Annotated in this window: 18 protein-coding genes; 9 read left to right on the forward strand and 9 right to left on the reverse strand. The window is 66.9% G+C overall.

The genetic code is table 11. From position 1 onward, the window contains the following. The 6 genes from M3A49_RS37780 to pxpB form a co-directional block, all read right to left on the reverse strand. Nucleotides 1-205 (reverse strand): transposase domain-containing protein (locus tag M3A49_RS37780; protein WP_266233415.1); only part of this gene is annotated, 205 nt, incomplete at its 3' end. 133 nt (nt 206-338) lie between these two features. Beyond that, on the reverse strand, nt 339-1,292 hold the full coding sequence (locus tag M3A49_RS37785) for a DUF979 domain-containing protein (RefSeq protein ID WP_254356918.1): 954 nt from the start codon (nt 1,290-1,292) through the stop codon (nt 339-341). Beyond that, nucleotides 1,289-2,032 (reverse strand): DUF969 domain-containing protein, encoded by a 744-nt coding sequence (locus M3A49_RS37790; RefSeq protein WP_254356917.1) that lies wholly within the window; start codon nt 2,030-2,032, stop codon nt 1,289-1,291. Before M3A49_RS37790 ends, M3A49_RS37785 begins: the two co-directional genes overlap by 4 nt. A gap of 217 nt (nt 2,033-2,249) precedes the next feature. Further along, complete coding sequence (gene pxpA / locus M3A49_RS37795; protein WP_266233383.1) at nt 2,250-3,005, reverse strand: 5-oxoprolinase subunit PxpA; 756 nt, start codon at nt 3,003-3,005, stop codon at nt 2,250-2,252. Between the two features lie 44 nt (nt 3,006-3,049). Next, nucleotides 3,050-4,117: a biotin-dependent carboxyltransferase family protein gene (locus tag M3A49_RS37800; protein ID WP_266233384.1), complete on the reverse strand. Its 1,068-nt coding sequence runs from the start codon at nt 4,115-4,117 to the stop codon at nt 3,050-3,052. Next, complete coding sequence (gene pxpB / locus M3A49_RS37805) at nt 4,114-4,773, reverse strand: 5-oxoprolinase subunit PxpB (protein ID WP_266233385.1); 660 nt, start codon at nt 4,771-4,773, stop codon at nt 4,114-4,116. The genes M3A49_RS37800 and pxpB overlap by 4 nt, the downstream gene beginning before the upstream one ends. 203 nt (nt 4,774-4,976) lie before the next feature. On the opposite strand from pxpB, the gene M3A49_RS37810 reads away from it, so the two are divergent. Further along, on the forward strand, nt 4,977-5,489 hold the full coding sequence (locus M3A49_RS37810; RefSeq protein WP_133183435.1) for a winged helix DNA-binding protein: 513 nt from the start codon (nt 4,977-4,979) through the stop codon (nt 5,487-5,489). Between the two features lie 15 nt (nt 5,490-5,504). Here M3A49_RS37810 and M3A49_RS37815 read toward each other — a convergent pair whose 3' ends face one another. Then, the gene (locus M3A49_RS37815; protein WP_375541809.1) at nt 5,505-6,119 is read right to left on the reverse strand and encodes a 5-formyltetrahydrofolate cyclo-ligase; all 615 of its coding nucleotides are present in this window, start codon (nt 6,117-6,119) and stop codon (nt 5,505-5,507) included. 20 nt (nt 6,120-6,139) lie between these two features. Here M3A49_RS37815 and M3A49_RS37820 point away from each other — a divergent pair, with 20 nt between their 5' ends. The 4 genes from M3A49_RS37820 (at nt 6,140) to M3A49_RS37835 (ending at nt 11,161) form a co-directional block, all read left to right on the forward strand. Further along, nucleotides 6,140-8,113 carry a lytic transglycosylase domain-containing protein gene (locus tag M3A49_RS37820; protein ID WP_266233386.1) on the forward strand — a complete coding sequence of 658 codons (1,974 nt, stop codon included), beginning with the start codon at nt 6,140-6,142 and terminating at the stop codon, nt 8,111-8,113. A 148-nt stretch (nt 8,114-8,261) separates the two neighbouring features. Then, on the forward strand, nt 8,262-9,218 hold the full coding sequence (locus M3A49_RS37825; RefSeq protein ID WP_028203414.1) for a complex I NDUFA9 subunit family protein: 957 nt from the start codon (nt 8,262-8,264) through the stop codon (nt 9,216-9,218). A gap of 54 nt (nt 9,219-9,272) precedes the next feature. After that, nucleotides 9,273-9,923, forward strand: coding sequence for a glutathione S-transferase family protein (locus tag M3A49_RS37830; RefSeq protein ID WP_254356912.1), 651 nt, complete (start codon nt 9,273-9,275; stop codon nt 9,921-9,923). Beyond that, a complete protein-coding gene (locus tag M3A49_RS37835) occupies nt 9,920-11,161 on the forward strand; it encodes a multifunctional CCA addition/repair protein (RefSeq protein WP_266233387.1) in 1,242 nt (413 codons plus the stop codon). The genes M3A49_RS37830 and M3A49_RS37835 overlap by 4 nt, the downstream gene beginning before the upstream one ends. Nucleotides 11,162-11,177: 16 nt before the next feature. Here M3A49_RS37835 and M3A49_RS37840 read toward each other — a convergent pair whose 3' ends face one another. Both M3A49_RS37840 and M3A49_RS37845 read right to left on the reverse strand, forming a co-directional pair. Then, the gene (locus tag M3A49_RS37840; RefSeq protein WP_254356910.1) at nt 11,178-11,372 is read right to left on the reverse strand and encodes a DUF2905 domain-containing protein; all 195 of its coding nucleotides are present in this window, start codon (nt 11,370-11,372) and stop codon (nt 11,178-11,180) included. 18 nt (nt 11,373-11,390) lie between these two features. After that, nucleotides 11,391-12,593, reverse strand: coding sequence for a class I SAM-dependent methyltransferase (locus M3A49_RS37845; protein ID WP_254356909.1), 1,203 nt, complete (start codon nt 12,591-12,593; stop codon nt 11,391-11,393). A gap of 13 nt (nt 12,594-12,606) precedes the next feature. Between M3A49_RS37845 and M3A49_RS37850 the strand changes: the two genes are divergently transcribed. The 4 genes from M3A49_RS37850 (at nt 12,607) to glmU (ending at nt 16,602) form a co-directional block, all read left to right on the forward strand. Continuing rightward, a complete protein-coding gene (locus M3A49_RS37850; RefSeq protein WP_266233388.1) occupies nt 12,607-13,464 on the forward strand; it encodes an SDR family oxidoreductase in 858 nt (285 codons plus the stop codon). 203 nt (nt 13,465-13,667) lie between these two features. Beyond that, a complete protein-coding gene (locus tag M3A49_RS37855; RefSeq protein ID WP_028203420.1) occupies nt 13,668-14,063 on the forward strand; it encodes a dihydroneopterin aldolase in 396 nt (131 codons plus the stop codon). 3 nt (nt 14,064-14,066) lie between these two features. Beyond that, nucleotides 14,067-15,038 carry a tRNA 2-thiocytidine(32) synthetase TtcA gene (ttcA, locus tag M3A49_RS37860; RefSeq protein ID WP_266233389.1) on the forward strand — a complete coding sequence of 324 codons (972 nt, stop codon included), beginning with the start codon at nt 14,067-14,069 and terminating at the stop codon, nt 15,036-15,038. A gap of 202 nt (nt 15,039-15,240) precedes the next feature. After that, nucleotides 15,241-16,602, forward strand: coding sequence for a bifunctional UDP-N-acetylglucosamine diphosphorylase/glucosamine-1-phosphate N-acetyltransferase GlmU (gene glmU, locus M3A49_RS37865; RefSeq protein WP_266233390.1), 1,362 nt, complete (start codon nt 15,241-15,243; stop codon nt 16,600-16,602). Nucleotides 16,603-16,668 lie beyond the last annotated feature (66 nt).

Here is a 16,668-nt window from a genome sequence, read left to right on the forward strand (position 1 = left end):
CACTGACCGACTGATGCCGGTACAGCGCCAGCGCGATCACCAGCCACACCACCTGCTGCGCTGGCAGGCGGCGCCGCCGGATGCTGGCGCTGCCGCTGGCCTGAACTGCCTGTTCAATCCATTCATATGGCAGATGCTGGCCCAGCCGATCCCATTCGAACGGCGGGTGCGCATCGACAAGAAGAGGAAGGTCGTCAACCAGCATGGCGACGAAAGTTAACACCGTCGCGCCCTGTTTACAACAGGCGCTCGCCACAAACAAAAATGCCGTTCAGTTGCTTAACTGAACGGCATTACGGCTTTCGCCGGCTTTTTTTGCAACCGCATGCGTACGCGGGTCAAAACCCGAACACATTCAGCAGCACGATATTCGCCGCGAGGATGCCCAGCGCCGTGGGCACCTGCACGCGTATCACCGCGTTCTTGTCGGGCAGCTCCAGCAGCGCCGCGGGCACCATGTTGAAGTTCGCGGCCATCGGCGTCATCAGCGTGCCGCAGTAGCCCGAGAACATGCCGATGGCGGCCATCATCGCCGGATTGACGTGGAACACGCCCACCAGCACCGGCACGCCCACGCCGCCGGTCATCACCGGAAACGCGGCGAAGCCGTTGCCCATGATGATCGTGAAGAGCGCCATGCCCACGCAATAGACCACTACGGCGACGAAGCGCACGTCCATGTTGATGTACGACGTCGTCACGTGCGCCACGGCCTTGCCCACGCCCGCGTCCGAGAACACGAGGCCGAGCATGCCGAGCATCTGCGGCAGGACGGCGGCCCACGAGAGCGCATCGACGAGGCGGCGCGTTTCCTTCATCGACTGGCCGACGCTATCGCGCGTGATGATGCAGGCGATGACGAGCGCGATCACGCAGCCGATGCCGAAGCCGATCAGCGTGACGTTCTTCGGGTCGATGAGCGCCTTGCCACCGAATACGAGATGGCTGGCCGCGAGCGTGAGCACAACGGTAATGACGGGAATGGTGAGCGCGGGCACGAAAAGCTTGTTGCCGAGCCGCTTGGCGCTGGCAATACGCGTTTCGAGCGCAAGCACCTTGGGCTTGGCGGCCGTCACGCCGCCGAGACCCGCGATGAGCGCCATGGCGAGCACCAGCACGCCCACGACTTCGGCGGGCAGCAGGTCGCCGACGAGAAAGATGAGCGCGTAGAGCAGCCAGAAGCCGCCCGCCGTGAAGCGGCGCGGATGCTCGCGGTCCATCACGATCATGCCGCCGACGATCAGCAGCACGATGCCGAGCAGCCAGAAGAGCCAGTTGAGGGTGAGCGTCATGCTTCGTCTCCCTGCGCACGGTCTGCACCCTTGGTGTCGATCGCGCCGCGCGTGCCGCCCAGTTCGCGTTCGAGCTTGCGGTCGAGCAGCCAGAGCCGCGCGCCGTGAATCAGAAACGCGCAGATCGCCGTGGGAATGCCCCAGAACGCCACATGGATCGGCTCGACCGAAACGCCCGCTTCCTTGAGCAGCGTGACCATCAGCACGATCGCGCCGAACGCGACGAAGATGTCCTCGCCGAAGAAGAGGCCCACGTTGTCGGTCGCGGCCGAGTAGGCGCGCAGCTTGTAGCGCACGGCGTCGGAGAGCTTGCCGAAGCGGTTTTCGGTGGCGCCCTCGGCCATCGGCGCGATGAGCGGGCGCACCATCTGCGGATGGCCGCCGAGGCCCGTCAAGCCGACGGCGGCGGTCAGTTCGCGCACGAGCAGATAGACGATGAGCAGACGCCCGGCGGTGGCCGCCTTGATGCTGCCGATCCAGATCTGCGCTCGCTCACGCAGGCCGTGGCGCTCCAGCAGCCCGATCACGGCGAGCGGCAACAGGATGATGAGCGGAATGTTGCGGGTCTTGATGAAGCCGGTGCCGATGGCGGCGAGAATCTTCGCGACCGGAAAGCCCGCGGCGAAACCGGTGACGACGGCCGCCGCGGCGACGATCAGCATCGGATTGAAGCGTAACAGGAAGCCGGCGATGATGACGGCCACGCCGATCAGCGGCCATAAGTTGACGGTGCTCTGCATGTGGATCTCCAAACGTATTGGCTTGTCGTTGATTGCCACGGATAGCGGCGTTGACTTCGCGGCTCTGATGGCCATTCGTACAACTGCGAACCTGCTGGGTACAACTACGCTTGGCAAGCTTGCGCTGCCGAGAGACTGCCTTGTGAAAACCTTCGGTGATACGGCTCGAGCGGCGCGCGGCGCATGCCGCGCGCTTTGCTGCATTCAAACGCGTGCGTCAGGCTTCGCCGGCCCCCGCCGCGCGCACGCCGATGCCTGCGTCGTCGAGCGCCGTGCGGATGCGCCGCGCGAACGCGAGCGCGTGCGGGCCGTCGCCGTGCAGGCAAATGGTCTGCGCGTTGAGCGGCACCCAGGCGCCGTTCACGGCCTGCACGCGCTGCTCGCGGATCATCGCGAGCGTGCGCGCGAGCACGGTGTCTTCGTCGTCGAGCAATGCGCCCGGCTCGCTGCGCGGCACGAGCGAGCCGTCCGCGCGATAGCCGCGGTCGGCGAACACTTCCTCGATCGCCACGAGCCCCGCTTCGCGCGCAGCCGTCACAAGGCCGCTGCCCGCGAGCGCGAACACCGTCACGGACGGATCGAAGTCGTGCACGGCGCAGACGATGGCCTCGGCGATCTGCGGGTCGCGCGCGGCCTGGTTGTAGAGCGCGCCGTGCGGCTTCACGTGGGCGATGCGTCCGCCTTCGGCCTGGGCGATCGCGGAGAGCGCGCCGAGTTGATACAGCACGCCCGCGTAGATTTCCTCGGGCGGCAGGTTCATTTCCTTGCGGCCGAAGTTCTCGGGGTCGTTGAAGCTCGGATGCGCGCCGATCGACACGCCTTTTTCCACGGCCCAGCGCACGCATTCGCGCATGGCGTTGGCGCCGCCCGCGTGCCAGCCGCACGCGATGTTGGCGGAGCTCACGAGGTCGAGCAGCGCCTCGTCGGAGCCGCAGCCTTCGCCGAGATCGGCGTTCAGATCGATGGTGGTCATGATGTGTTCCTCTTGCTGCTCGTCTTACCGATGGTGCTTGAAAATCACGCGCTCGCGGCCGCGTTCGCGCGGCGGCTCGCAAGGCGTTCGTCGTGCATGGCGATCGCGGTGTCGATCTGCCGCAAATACGCCCGTTCCTCTTCCAGCGCCGCACGCGCGGCGGCCGGCGTCGCTTCCACGAAACGCACGCCCCCGGTGAGCCGCACCTGGGCGAGCTTCCACCAGTCGGCGCGAATCACGGAGCCGATCTTCGGGTAGCCGCCCGTGGTCTGCGCGTCGGCCATCAGCACGATGGGCTGGCCGCTCGGCGGCACCTGGATCGTGCCGGGCAGGACGGCGTGCGAGAGCAGGTCCGCGCTGTTCGCGCGCGCGAGCGGCGTGCCCGTGAGCCGGAAGCCCATGCGGTTGCTGTTGGGCGTGATCTGCCATTCGTCGGACCACAGCGCGCGCTGCGCCTCGGGGGTGAAGCTGTCGTACTCGGGGCCGCGCAGCACGCGCACGGGCACGGCCCACGCCATGCCGTCCGGATGGCGTCCGCGCCGGTGATGCGGCTCGTCCGCGAGCGCGAAGTTGCACCACACGGGCGCCTTCACGCCGAAGGCCGGCGCGCCCGGGTCGAGCGCGGCGCGCTCGCGGCCCGGCGCGAACGAGGCGCCCGTGGCGAGACGGTCGCCGTCTTTGAGCGCGCGGCCCGCGAGGCCGCCGAAGCCCGCCGCGAGGTCGGTGCTGCGCGAGCCGAGCATGGGCAGGACGTCAATGCCGCCGGCCACGCACACATAGGCGCGCATGCCGCGCTTCGCGCCGTTCAGCACGAGTTCCTCGCCGGCGGCCACGGGCAGGCTCCACCACGACCAGACCGGGCGGCCGCCGAGCGTCGCGCCGAAGTCCGTGCCGGTAATGGCGACGCGCGTGGCGCGCGCAAAGCGCAGCGCGACGGGGCCGAAGGTGATTTCCACGCCGGCGGCGTCGGGGCGGTTGCCGACGAGGCGGTTGCCCACTTCGAGCGCGAGCGCATCGAGCGCGCCGCCGGTGGCGACGCCCAGATGCCGGTAGCCGGGGCGGCCGAGATCCTGGACCGTGGTGAGCAGGCCCGCGCGTAATACTTCGATCATGCGTGGAGCTCCGCGATGGTGAAACGCACGCGGTCGCCTGGCATGAGCAGCGAAGGCGGATTGCGCGAAGCGTCGAAGAGCTTCGCAGCGGTGCGGCCGATCAGTTGCCAGCCGCCTGGCGAGGCGGCCGGATAAATGCCCGTCTGCTCCCCGCCGATGCCCACCGATCCGGCCGGGACGGCAATGCGCGGCTCGCGGCGGCGCGGCGTGTGCAGCGCGGGTTCGAGACCGCCGAGATAGGCGAAGCCGGGTTGAAAGCCGAGAAAGAACACCGTGTAGACGCCCGCGGCATGGCGCGCGGCGACGTCGGCGGCGGCGAGCGCGCAGTGCTGCGCGACGGCTTCGAGATCGGGGCCGTCTGCGCCGCCATAGACCACCGGTATCTCGACTTCGCTGCCTGCTGCGCTCGCGTCTTCGGCGTCGCGCCAGGCGTTGCGCAGCGCGCCGGCGAGCGCCGCGGCGTCGGCTGCGAGCGGATCGAAGGTGATCGTCAGGTTGTTCATGCCGGGCACCACCTCGCGCACCGGCGCCCAGCCGCGCGCGAGCGCAGCGACGGCCCAGACGCGGCGCTGGACCTCGAGCGTGGCGGGCGGCGGCGCTTCACAGACGAGCGCTTCGTCACCGAGAGGAAAAATGCGAGGGTCAGAATTCGGCATGTTGGATCGATGAGGGGACGGGTTCGACCGGTCGAAAATGGGCGCACCGGACGGCCGGTGCCTTCCTTCCTAGCGTACATTGTCGATAAATTATCTACAATTTATCAATAAGCGTTTTCGCCAGGCGCACCGAAAGTACACTGCAATTACACTCACGCCACGCCGCTTTGCCTTTTCGAACACCGACTACCGGGTTATCTGCCATGTCGCGCCAGCCGACCAAGATCGTTTCGTCCGAACATCTCGTCTCCGAGTCGAGCGCCGAGCTTTCCGAGTTCGAGTACGCGCTCATCATGGCGAGCAACGCGTTCAACCGCTGGATGGTGCGCTGCATGTCGGCGGCGGGCGTGAAGGACATGACGCCGATCGAGGTGTCGCTGCTCCATCACGTCGGCCATCGCGAGCGGCGCAAAAAGCTCGCGGATATCTGCTTCGTGCTCAACATCGAGGACACCCACGTGGCCACGTATGCGTTGAAGAAGCTCGTCTCCAGAGGGTATGTAAAAAGCGAAAAGACCGGCAAGGAAGTCTTCTTTTCGGTTACGCCGGAAGGCCATGCGCTGTGCCTGCGCTACCGCGACGTGCGCGAGAGCTGCCTCATTGCGACGCTCAAGGAAAGCGGCCTCACGAACCAGCAGATCGGCGACGCCGCGCAACTCATGCGCAATGCGTCGGGGCTCTATGACACGGCCGCGCGCGCGGCGGCTTCGCTTTGAGCGGCTAAGGCGCTTTCAGCGCTCGCGTGAACGTTGGCAAAGATGCGTGGCGGCTTCGGTCACCACGGCGTCGAGCGGCAGGTCGTGCGCCTCGCGCGCGAGCACGCCGTCGTCGATGCGGCACGCTTCATACGCAATGCCAACCGTGATGGGCAACGCCTCGCCTGGCCAGGCGGCCAGCGTGCGGTCGTAGTAGCCGCCGCCGTAGCCGAGGCGATAGCCGTCGCGATCGAAACCCACGCAGGGCACGAAGAGAAGATCGGGCACGATCCGTTCCTGCGCTTGCGGCTCGAGGATTCCGTGATGGCCTTCGCGCATTGGTGCCTCGGGCGTCCAGGCGTGAAAGACGAGCGGCGTGTGGCGTTCGGGAATAGCGGGCAGGGCGGCGCGGCGTGACGCATCGGCGGCGAGCCAGGCGGTGATCCAGGCGCGCGCATCGAACTCGCCGCGCAAGGGCCAATAGAACCCGATCGAACGCGGCAAAAATTGCGCGACGAGCGCATCGAGACGAGCCGCGAGTGACGCACCGATTGCCACGTCGGAAGCCGCCTCAATGCGCCGAGGAAGCAGCCTTGCACGCCAGTCCTTTTTGGATTCCGTGTGAGGGTTGCGTGCTATGCTTGGGTTCACCTCGCGCTCCAGAAATAACGATGTCCAAACGCCTTGTCCGAGTATATCGCGCGGTCGGTCTCGCACTGACTGCAGCGGCACTCGTAGCATGCAGCACGGCGGACGCCGTGCGCCCCGTCGCACTGCCCGTAGGCGCAGTCCTTTCCAGCGACGATCAGACTTTCATCCAGCTTCGCGAAGCCGCGCGCAACAACGATCCCGCGCGCGCCGCGCAACTCGCGGCGATGATTCCCGATTACCCGGCGCCGTCGTATCTCGAATACTTCCAGCTCAAGCCGCAGCTGTTCGATTCGCAGGGCCACGCGCGCATCGACGCGCCTGACGCGCCGGTGCTGTCGTTCCTGCAGCGCTACGACGGCCAGGCAATCGCCGACCGCATGCGCAACGACTTTCTGACCGTGCTCGGCGCGCGCCACGACTGGGCGAACTTCGACCAGCAATATGCGCGCTTCGTGCTCAACGACGACACTCAGGTGAAGTGCTACGCGCTGGAGTCGCGTGCGGCGCGCGGCGAGAACGTCGCGAATGACGCGCGCGCGCTGCTCACCGAGCCGCGCTATTACGGCGACGGCTGCGTCGATCTCATCACCGCGCTTGCCATCAAAGGTCAGTTCTCGAGCGACGACGTCTGGCAGCAGATTCGCCTTTCCTACGAGCAGAACCAGACCTCGACCGGCGCCAAGCTGCTCGACGGCCTTTCGCAGCGTCCCGATCCGACCGCGTTCAGCCAGGCCGTGAGCACGCCGCCGCTCACGCTCGCGCAAGGCGTTTCCGGCGATCCGCAGTCGCATCAGCTCGCGCTGCTGGCCATCACCGCGATGGCGCGCAACGACCCGGCCATGGCCGCGGCCACGTTCGCCACCGTCGCACCGCAGCTCGCGTCGCCGGAGCGGGCGATCGGCTGGGGCACGATCGGCTATCAGGGCGCACTGAAGCGTCTGCCCGCCGCACTCGACTGGTATCGCCTCTCGGCCAACGCGCCGCTCTCGAGCCCGGCTTACGAATGGCGTACGCGCGCCGCGCTGCTGGGCGGCGACTGGACCATGGTGCGCTGGTCGATCGAACAGATGCCGGCCGCGCTGCGCGCGCAGCCGTCGTGGGTCTACTGGCACGCACGCGCGCTCAAGCAGGCCGGCGAAACGGGGCAGGCGAACCAGGAATTCGCGTCGATCTCGCAGGGCTATAACTTCTACGGCCAGCTCGCCACCGAAGAACTCGGCCAGAAGATCACCATCCCGCCGAAGACCACGGTGAGCGACGCCGAAATCGCCCAGGCTGCGCAAACACCGGGCTTCGCGCTCGCGCAGCGCTTCTACGCGCTGAATCTGCGGCTCGAAGGCAATCGCGAATGGAACTGGCCGCTGCGCGGCATGAGCGATCGGCAGCTGCTCGCCGTCGCCGAATACGCGAAGCGCATCCAGCTGCTCGACCGCACCGTCAACACGGCCGACCGCACGCAAACGGAGCACGACTTCTCGCTGCGCTATCTCGCGCCGTTCCGCGACGTCGTGGAGCGCGACGCGCAAACCAACGGCCTCGATGTCGAATGGGCCTACGGCCTGATTCGCCAGGAATCGCGTTTCATTCTCAACGCGAAATCGGGCGTGGGCGCGAGCGGTCTCATGCAGATCATGCCGGCCACGGCGCAGATGGTGGCGAAGAAAATCGGCCTCGGGCCCCTGTCGCGCGACCAGCTCAACGATCTCGACACCAATATCCTGCTCGGAACGAACTATTTGTCGATGATCTACAATCAGTTCGACGGCTCCGCTGTGCTCGCCACCGCGGGCTACAACGCCGGGCCGGGCCGCCCGCGCGCATGGCGCCAGACTTTGCAGGGCGGCGTCGAGGGCGCCATCTTCGCGGAAACCATTCCGTTCCAGGAAACCCGCGATTACGTGAAAAACGTGTTGTCGAACACGGTCTACTATGCGGCGCTGTTCGAGGGCCGTCCGCAATCGCTGAAGGCGCGTCTCGGCTATATCTCGCCGTAAGCGCCGGGCCGTTACGCCGCGCCGCTTCCCTTCATACGGAAACGCGCGCGGCATGACGGCACGCTGCGTGCTCCGTCTTCGGGCTGGCGCGCTGCGGGACGAACCGGACCTCGTACGCGGCGGCGCCGTCTGCCCGAGGAGGTCGAAGATGAGACATCAAGCCATTGCGGTCATCGGCGGTTCGGGATTCATCGGCAGCCATCTCGTCAACGCGCTCGTCGAGGCGGGCAAGGACGTGCGCGTCGCCACCCGCCGCCGCTACAACGCCCGCCATCTCACCCTGCTGCCCGTCGACGTGATCGAGGCCGATGTGTCCGATCCGGTCGCGCTCGCGGCCTTCGTCGAAAATGCGGACGCGGTCATCAATCTCGTCGGCACGCTCAACGGCGGGCGCGGCGATCCCTACGGCCCGGGCTTCGCGAAGCTGCACGTCGACTTGCCGACGAAGATCGTCGCCGCCTGCGAGGGCAAGGGCGTGCATCGCCTTATCCACATCAGCGCCATCGGCGCCGACCCGCGCGGGCCGAGCATGTACCTGCGCTCGAAGGGCGACGGCGAGAAAGCCGTGCACGCGGCCACGGCGCTCGCCACGACCATCTTCCGGCCTTCCGTCGTGTTCGGTCCCGAGGACACCTTCCTGAACCGTTTCGCGCTCCTGCAGCGGCTCTTTCCGATGATTCCGCTCGCCATGCCCGACGCGAAGTTCCAGCCGGTGTTCGTGGGCGATGTGTCGAAGGCGATCGTCAACGTGCTCGATCTCGACGCCGCGAGCGGGCACACTTACGAACTCGGCGGCCCGACGGTCTACACGCTCGAACAGTTGCTGCAGTATTGCGGCGACGTGGTGGGCCGCCACGCACGCATCATGCGGCTGCCCGACGCGTTTGGGCGCCTGCAGGCGCTGTCGTTCGAGATGGCGCCGGGCGTGCCGGTGCTCACGCGCGATAATCTCGATTCGATGAAGGTGGACAGCGTGCTGACCGGGCCGCTCGCACCCGAGCTCGATATCGAGCCCGCGAGCATCGAGACGATCGCGCCGCTCTATCTCGCCGACGCGTCGCTGCGTTCGCGGTTGAACATCTTTCGCGCCCATGCCGGTCGATAGCCGAACGCGGACTATCAGCCGGCGCTCTTTCAACTCACAACGGTCATTGGAACAATGAAGCTCGTAATCGGAGACAAGAACTATTCGTCGTGGTCGATGCGCCCGTGGGTGCTACTCAAGCACTTCGGCATCGCGTTCGAGGAAGTGCTGATCGAGCTCGACGAGCCGGCCACCAAGTCCTCGATCCTGGCGTTCTCGGCCTCGGGCAAGGTACCGTGCCTCGTTGGCGACGACGGCTTCGCCGTGTGGGATTCGCTCGCGATTGCCGAGACCCTCGCCGAGCGCTTCCCGCAGCACGCGCTGTGGCCGCGCGACGCGAACGCGCGCGCCCGCGCGCGCAGCGTGAGCGCGGAGATGCATGCGGGCTTCGGCGAAGTGCGCAACCACATGCCGATGAACATCCGCAAGGTGAAGCCGGGTGCAGGCGCGACGCCTGGCGCGCTCGCCGACGTCGCGCGCATCGACGCGCTCTGGCGCGAGTGCCTGGCCGCGAGCGGCGGCCCGTTCCTGTTCGGCGAATTCAGCATTGCCGACGCGATGTACGCGCCGGTCGTCATGCGCTTCAACAGCTACCAGCCGAAGCTCTCGCCCGAAGCGGCGGCGTACGCGCAGCGCGTGAGCGCACTGCCCGCGGTGGCCGAGTGGGTCGAAGCGGCGCGCCGCGAAACGCACATCGTCGCCGACGACGAACGCGACGACGAATGAAGATCTATGTCGTAGGCGGCGCGATCCGCGACGAGATGCTCGGGCTGCCCGTGCGCGACCGCGACTATGTCGTGGTGGGCGCGACGCCCGAGCAGATGGCCGCGCAGGGCTATCGTCCGGTGGGCAAGGACTTTCCGGTCTTTCTGCATCCCGAAACGCAAGAGGAGTACGCGCTTGCGCGCACCGAGCGCAAGACGGCGGCGGGCTATCACGGCTTCCAGTTCTTCTACGCGCCCGACGTGACGCTGGAGGAAGACCTCGCGCGGCGCGATCTCACCATCAACGCGATGGCGCGCGAAGTGCAGCCGGGCGGCGTGCTCACGGGAGCGGTCGTCGATCCGTTCGGCGGCGCGCGCGATCTCGAAGCGCGCGTGTTTCGCCACGTAAGCGACGCGTTTCTCGAAGACCCCGTGCGCATTCTGCGCATCGCGCGCTTTGCGGCGCGTTTCGCCGATTTCACCGTCGCGCCCGAAACGCTCGAACTCATGCGCGCGATGGTCGCGTCGGGCGAAGTCGATTCACTCGTGCCCGAACGCGTATGGCAGGAAATCGCCCGCGGTCTCATGGAAGCGAAGCCTTCGCGCATGTTCGAGGTGCTGCGCGATTGCGGCGCGCTCGCGCGGGTGCTGCCCGAGGTCGACGTGCTGTGGGGCGTGCCGCAGCGCGCGGACTATCACCCGGAAATCGATACGGGCGTGCACGTGATGATGGTGATCGACCATGCGGCCGCGCAGGGCTACACGCTGCCGGTGCGCTTCGCGGCGCTCACCCACGATCTCGGCAAGGGCACGACGCCCGAGGACGTGCTGCCGCGTCACATCGGCCACGAAGGGCGCAGCGTCGATCTGCTCAAACCGCTGTGCGATCGCCTGCGCGTGCCCAACGACTGTCGCGAGCTGGCGGTGCTGGTCGCACGCGAGCACGGCAACGTGCATCGCGTGATGGAGATGGGCGCGGCGGCGCTCGTGCGCATGCTCGAACGTTGCGACGCGCTGCGCAAACCCGCGCGTTTTGCCGAGGCGCTGCAGTCCTGCGAGGCAGATTTACGCGGGCGGCTGAACTGGGAGAACGCGCCTTATCCGCAGGCGGAGCGCCTGCGTCTGGCGCTCGTGGCCGCGCGCGGCGTGGATGCGGGGGCGATTGCGCGCTCGATCGAACGCGGCGGCGCCGAGAAGATCAAGGAAGCCGTGCACGAGGCGCGCGTGGCGGCGGTGGAAGGCGCGCTCGCGACGGCTTGAGCCGTTGAGTGCGCGCTCAGAGCGCGCGCACGAGAAACGAAAGCGCCATCGAAAGCACGAGCGTCGACATGAAGGGCAGCGGATACTCGCGGCCGAAAATGCGCAGCGTGATGTCGCCGGGCAGGCGCCCGATGCCAAGCTTTTTGAGCCACGGTTGGGCGCTCGAGAGAATCGCCACGGCGATGAAGGTGGTGAGAAACCAGCGGATCATGGTCGCGTGGCGTGAGCGTCAGAGTGTGTGGCTGCGGTCGCCGCGGGCGAACGCCGCGATGGTCTCGTCGATGCCGCGCGAAAACGCGATCACCTTGAACAGCTCGCCCATCTCACTTTCCGAAACGAGTTTCTGCACCGCGTTCGCGGCGGGCAGGAAGCGCTGTGCGTCGCGCGGATCGATCTCGCTCAGCACTTCGGTAATACCCGCGTTCATCAGAAAGCGCGCCTGCGTGGTGTAGCCGAGCAGGTCCGCGCCCGCTTCGACGCCCGCTTCGGCAATGCCCGAGAATTCCACGTGCGCGGTGATGTCCTGCAAACCGGGATAGAGGAACGGGTCGCCATGCGCGCGGTGCCGGTAGTGGCACATCAGCGTGCCCTGCGCGCGCTGCGCATGGTAGTACTCGTGGCGCGGAAAGCCATAGTCGATGAAGAACGCCGCGCCGCGCTGGAGCATCGCGCAAACGGTGCGCGTGAACGCGAGTGCGGCTTCGTGCGTTTCGGTCACGTAGTCTTCGCTGCCTTCCACGCCCGCGAGCGCGCTTTCGGGCCAGTTGGCGTCGCGCCCTGAGTTCGCCGGCTGATCGGAAAAGACGAAAGCGCCTTCAGCGTTTGCGCTCACGCCGCGCTCGTGCCAGACGGCGTCCTTGCGCGAGAACAGGCGCACCGGCATGGCGTCGAGCACCTCGTTGCCGATCACGACCCCTTCGAACTGCGCGGGCAGCGCATCGAGCCACGTCACACGATTGAGGAGCGCCGGCGCGAGCTGCGCGATGGTCTTGCGCTGGCGTTCGCGCAGTTCGCCCGACAGATCGACGATGGCGTAGGAGTCGAACGCAACGCCTGCGGCGTCGAGTGCGAGCATCACGCCCGCCGCGAGGCGGCCCGTGCCCGCGCCGAACTCCATCAGGCGGCGCGTGCGGCTGGCGGCGAGCGCTTCGCACACGGCGCGCCCGAGCGTCGCGGCAAACAGCGGCGAAAGCTCGGGCGCGGTCACGAAGTCGCTGCCGTCATCGGCGAAGAGGCCGAATTTGCGTGCGCCGCCGCCGTAGTAGCCGAGTCCCGGCGCGTAGAGTGCGCGCTCCATGTAGCGGTCGAATGGGAGCCAGCCGCCCGCCGCGGCGATCTCGGCGCGCAACGTGGCCGCGAGCGCCTCGGACTGCGCGAGCGCGATCGGCTCGGGAACAGGTAAACTATCGGGTTCGTGAGCTTTCGGATTCATCCCGGCATTGTAAATGAGCGCAACTCCCGGCATCCGCCCGGCTGACGCCGACCTGAGCGCATCCGGCGAAGGATCGCGCCCCGATTCTGGCGCCCCTACGCCCGTTGTGCTGGTGACGGGCGGAGCACGCCGCATTGGCCGCGAGTTCTCGCTCGGCTTTGCGGCGCGCGGCTGGGACGTCGCGGTGCATTACGGCGAGTCGCGCGAAGCCGCCGACGAAGTCGTCGCGCAGATCGCGGCGCTGGGCCGCCGGGCCGTGGCGCTGCACGCCGACCTCGGCGACGAAGCCCAGGTGGCGCGGCTCGTGCCGGACTGCACAGCGGCGCTCGGTCGCCCCGCGTGCGTGCTCAACAATGCCTCGCGCTTCGACGAGGACACCGCGCAGGATGTGGGTTACACGAAGCTGCTGCAAATGATGGCGATCAACGTGGGCGCGCCGCTCGTGCTCTCGCGCATGCTGTACGAGACAACACCCGAGGCGGCGGCGGACGACGAGACGCTGCGCACGTGTGTGATCAATGTGCTCGACCAGAAGCTGTACAACATGAATCCCGACTATCTGTCGTACACGCTGACGAAGGCCGCGTTGCAGAACGCCACCGTCGCGCTCGCCCAGGCGCTCGCGCCGAAGGTGCGCGTGGTGGGGCTCGCGCCCGGCCTCACGCTGCAGTCGGGCGACCAGACGCCGGAGAGCTTCGCCGCCGCGCACCAGGTCACGCCGCTCAAGCGCGCGTCGCGGCCCGCCGATCTCGTGGAAGCCGCGCTGTATCTCGCGCGGGCGGCCGGTGTGACCGGCACGACGCTCGTCGTGGACGGCGGGCAGCACCTCGTGCCGCTGCCACGCGACGTGATGTTTTTGACGGGCGGCTGACGCCCAAACGTGGGTTGCATCTAAATTTGCAACTAAATGCATAGCCCGCTGCGCGCAGAACGGCGAGCGAGCGGTGCTGACGAAGACAAAGGAACGCAAGCCGCCGCGCACGAGCGGTTTTGCAGACCGGCTGAACGACCCGCCGGGCGCGCCGCGCCGGCATACGTGCGAGAGAACGTACGCTTTTATCGACTGGAACCTGTATGTCCACCGTTTTGCTTCACCCCCGGCTCGCCGATTGCCGCCGGCTTTTCCTGCGCGACTACGAAGTGCACATCAACATCGGCGTGCATGACTTCGAGAAGCGCGGCGAACAGCGCGTCGTCATCAATGTCGACCTGTTCGTGCCGCTTGCTTCGACCACGCCGCAAGAGGACAAGCTGCGCGAAGTCGTGGACTACGACTTCATGCGCTCGACCGTTGCCGAACGCGTGGGCAAGGGTCATATCCATCTGCAGGAGACGCTCTGCGACGATCTCGCCGCGGCGCTGCTTTCGCACGAACTCGTGCGCGCAGTGCGCGTCTCGACCGAGAAGCCCGACGTTTATCCGGACTGCGACGCGGTGGGCGTCGAGGTCTTTCGCATCAAAGAGGACTGATTCATGAACGCCCCCGAAACGCTAAGCGTCGGCGAGGACGCCGCGACCGAAGAGACGGGCCGCCAGGTGCTCACGCGCCGCGAGCAGAAGGAAGCCTACGAGAACAACAAGCTGTTCAAGCGCATCGTGCGTCAGGTCGGCCAGGCGATCGGCGACTACAACATGATCGAGAACGGCGACAAGGTCATGGTCTGCCTGTCGGGCGGCAAGGACAGTTATGCGATGCTCGACGTGCTGCTGCGCCTGCGCGAGCGCGCGCCGATCGACTTCGACATCGTGGCCGTGAACCTCGACCAGAAGCAGCCGGGCTTCCCGGAGCACGTGCTGCCCGAATATCTCGACCGCGTGGGTGTGCCGTACCACATCGAGAACCAGGACACATACAGCATCGTCAAGCGCCTCGTGCCCGAGGGCAAGACGACCTGCTCGCTGTGTTCGCGCCTGCGCCGCGGCATCCTGTACCGCGTGGCGGGCGAGCTGGGCGCGACCAAGATCGCGCTCGGCCATCATCGCGACGACATTCTCCAGACGCTCTTGCTGAACCTGTTCTACGGCGGCAAGCTCAAGGGCATGCCGCCCAAGCTGCAGTCGGACGACGGCAAGAACGTCGTGATCCGGCCGCTTGCCTACGTGAAAGAAACCGATCTCGAGAAGTACGCGGTGCTGCGCGAATTCCCGATCATTCCGTGCAACCTGTGCGGCAGCCAGCCGAACCTGAAACGCGCGGAGATGAAGGCGCTGATCCGCGAGTGGGACAAGCGCTTCCCGGGCCGCGTCGAGAACATGTTCAACGCGCTCGGCAACGTCGTGCCGTCGCACCTCATGGACGCGAACCTGTTCAACTTCGCGGACCTGCGCGCGACGGGCGTGGCCGATCCGGCCGGCGACATCGCGTTCGACGAAGAACCGTGTTCCACCGACCCGGCTCCCGCGGACGGCACGGCAATCAAGTTCACGCCGTTCGACGATCTTTGAGCTGCCCTCCAGGTCATCCCTGTGGTTCGACTCAAACGCTCCGACCCCGCATCGGAGCGTTTTTTACATCTGGCTGCCGATCCGGAGAGAAGCAGTTGTAAAACAGTGTTTTTCGGGGCACGAGAGCCCGGCCGGCCGGCGTGTCGGGGATATCCCGCATGCTAAAATCAGCCGCTTCATTCCTCATCCAGTCACTGATGCAATGAACATCGTGATCCTCGCGGCAGGCATGGGCAAACGCATGCATTCCGCGCTGCCGAAAGTGCTCCATCCGCTCGCTGGCAAGCCGCTCCTCTCGCACGTCATCGATACTGCCCGCACGCTGTCGCCCACCCGGCTCGTCGTCGTGGTCGGCCATGGCGGCGAGGCCGTGCGCGAAGCCGTCGGCGCGCCCGACGTCCAGTTCGCGCTGCAGGCGCAGCAGCTCGGCACGGGCCACGCGCTCGCCCAGGCGCTGCCGCTGCTCGACGCGAACGTGCCCACGCTCGTGCTCTACGGCGACGTGCCGCTCACGCGCGTGTCGACGCTCAGGCGTCTCATCGACACCGCTGGCGCGAACGGCTACGGCATCCTCACCGTCACGCTCGACGATCCGACCGGTTACGGCCGCATCGTGCGCGACGCGGCAGGCAAGGTCGAGCGCATCGTCGAGCAGAAGGACGCGAACGAAGCGCAGCGCAAGATCGCCGAGATCAACACGGGCATCGTCGTGACGCCGACCGCGCCGCTCGCGGGCTGGCTCGCCGCGCTGAAGAACGACAACGCACAGGGCGAGTATTACCTCACCGACGTGGTGGAAGCCGCGATCGCCGCCGGTCATCCGGCCGTGACCGCACAGCCCGACGACGAATGGGAAACGCTCGGCGTGAACAGCAAGCAGCAGCTCGCCGAACTCGAGCGCGTGCATCAGCGCACGGTGGCCGAGGCGCTGCTCGTGGCGGGTGTGACGCTCGCGGACCCGGCGCGCATCGACGTGCGCGGCTCGCTTCACTGCGGGCGCGACGTGTTCATCGACGTGAACTGCGTATTCGAAGGCGAGGTGACGCTGGCGGACAACGTGAGCGTGGGCCCGAACTGTGTAATTCGCAGCGCGTCGATCGGCGCGGGTACACGCGTGGACGCCTACACGCATATCGAAAACGCGGCGGTCGGCGCGAACGCGGTGCTCGGGCCGTATGCGCGTCTGCGTCCCGGCGCGAAGCTGGCTGACGACGTGCACGTGGGCAACTTCGTCGAGGTGAAGAACGCGAACATCGGCGTGGGCTCGAAGGCGAATCACCTGAGCTATGTGGGCGATGCGGATGTCGGCGCAGGCGTGAACATCGGCGCGGGCACCATCACCTGCAATTACGACGGCGCGAACAAGCACCGCACGATCATCGAGGACAACGTGTTCGTGGGTTCGGATACGCAGCTCGTCGCGCCCGTGCGCGTGGGCCGCGGCGTGACCATCGCGGCGGGCACGACGGTGTGGAAGGACGTGCCGGAAGCCACGCTGGTGCTCAACGAGAAGACGCAGATCGCGAAAACCGGCTACGTTCGGCCGGTGAAGAAAAAGAACTGAACGGTTGAAACCCGGCGCCGCTGTGCGAAGACGCGCGGCGCCCACGCCTCTCATTGCAAAGGATCG

It is taken from the genome of Paraburkholderia sp. CNPSo 3076 (genome assembly GCF_026343935.1).
Lineage (GTDB): Bacteria > Pseudomonadota > Gammaproteobacteria > Burkholderiales > Burkholderiaceae > Paraburkholderia > Paraburkholderia nodosa.

Bases quoted from the DNA above. Each gene is read 5' to 3' on its own strand.
- M3A49_RS37785 (WP_254356918.1), bottom strand. From the start codon at position 1,292: ATGACGCTCACCCTCAACTGGCTCTTCTGGCTGCTCGGCATCGTGCTG.
- M3A49_RS37790 (WP_254356917.1), bottom strand. From the start codon at position 2,032: ATGCAGAGCACCGTCAACTTATGGCCGCTGATCGGCGTGGCCGTCATC.
- pxpA (WP_266233383.1), bottom strand. From the start codon at position 3,005: ATGACCACCATCGATCTGAACGCCGATCTCGGCGAAGGCTGCGGCTCC.
- M3A49_RS37800 (WP_266233384.1), bottom strand. From the start codon at position 4,117: ATGATCGAAGTATTACGCGCGGGCCTGCTCACCACGGTCCAGGATCTC.
- pxpB (WP_266233385.1), bottom strand. From the start codon at position 4,773: ATGCCGAATTCTGACCCTCGCATTTTTCCTCTCGGTGACGAAGCGCTC.
- M3A49_RS37810 (WP_133183435.1), top strand. From the start codon at position 4,977: ATGTCGCGCCAGCCGACCAAGATCGTTTCGTCCGAACATCTCGTCTCC.
- M3A49_RS37820 (WP_266233386.1), top strand. From the start codon at position 6,140: ATGTCCAAACGCCTTGTCCGAGTATATCGCGCGGTCGGTCTCGCACTG.
- M3A49_RS37825 (WP_028203414.1), top strand. From the start codon at position 8,262: ATGAGACATCAAGCCATTGCGGTCATCGGCGGTTCGGGATTCATCGGC.
- M3A49_RS37830 (WP_254356912.1), top strand. From the start codon at position 9,273: ATGAAGCTCGTAATCGGAGACAAGAACTATTCGTCGTGGTCGATGCGC.
- M3A49_RS37835 (WP_266233387.1), top strand. From the start codon at position 9,920: ATGAAGATCTATGTCGTAGGCGGCGCGATCCGCGACGAGATGCTCGGG.
- M3A49_RS37840 (WP_254356910.1), bottom strand. From the start codon at position 11,372: ATGATCCGCTGGTTTCTCACCACCTTCATCGCCGTGGCGATTCTCTCG.
- M3A49_RS37845 (WP_254356909.1), bottom strand. From the start codon at position 12,593: ATGAATCCGAAAGCTCACGAACCCGATAGTTTACCTGTTCCCGAGCCG.
- M3A49_RS37850 (WP_266233388.1), top strand. From the start codon at position 12,607: ATGAGCGCAACTCCCGGCATCCGCCCGGCTGACGCCGACCTGAGCGCA.
- M3A49_RS37855 (WP_028203420.1), top strand. From the start codon at position 13,668: ATGTCCACCGTTTTGCTTCACCCCCGGCTCGCCGATTGCCGCCGGCTT.
- ttcA (WP_266233389.1), top strand. From the start codon at position 14,067: ATGAACGCCCCCGAAACGCTAAGCGTCGGCGAGGACGCCGCGACCGAA.
- glmU (WP_266233390.1), top strand. From the start codon at position 15,241: ATGAACATCGTGATCCTCGCGGCAGGCATGGGCAAACGCATGCATTCC.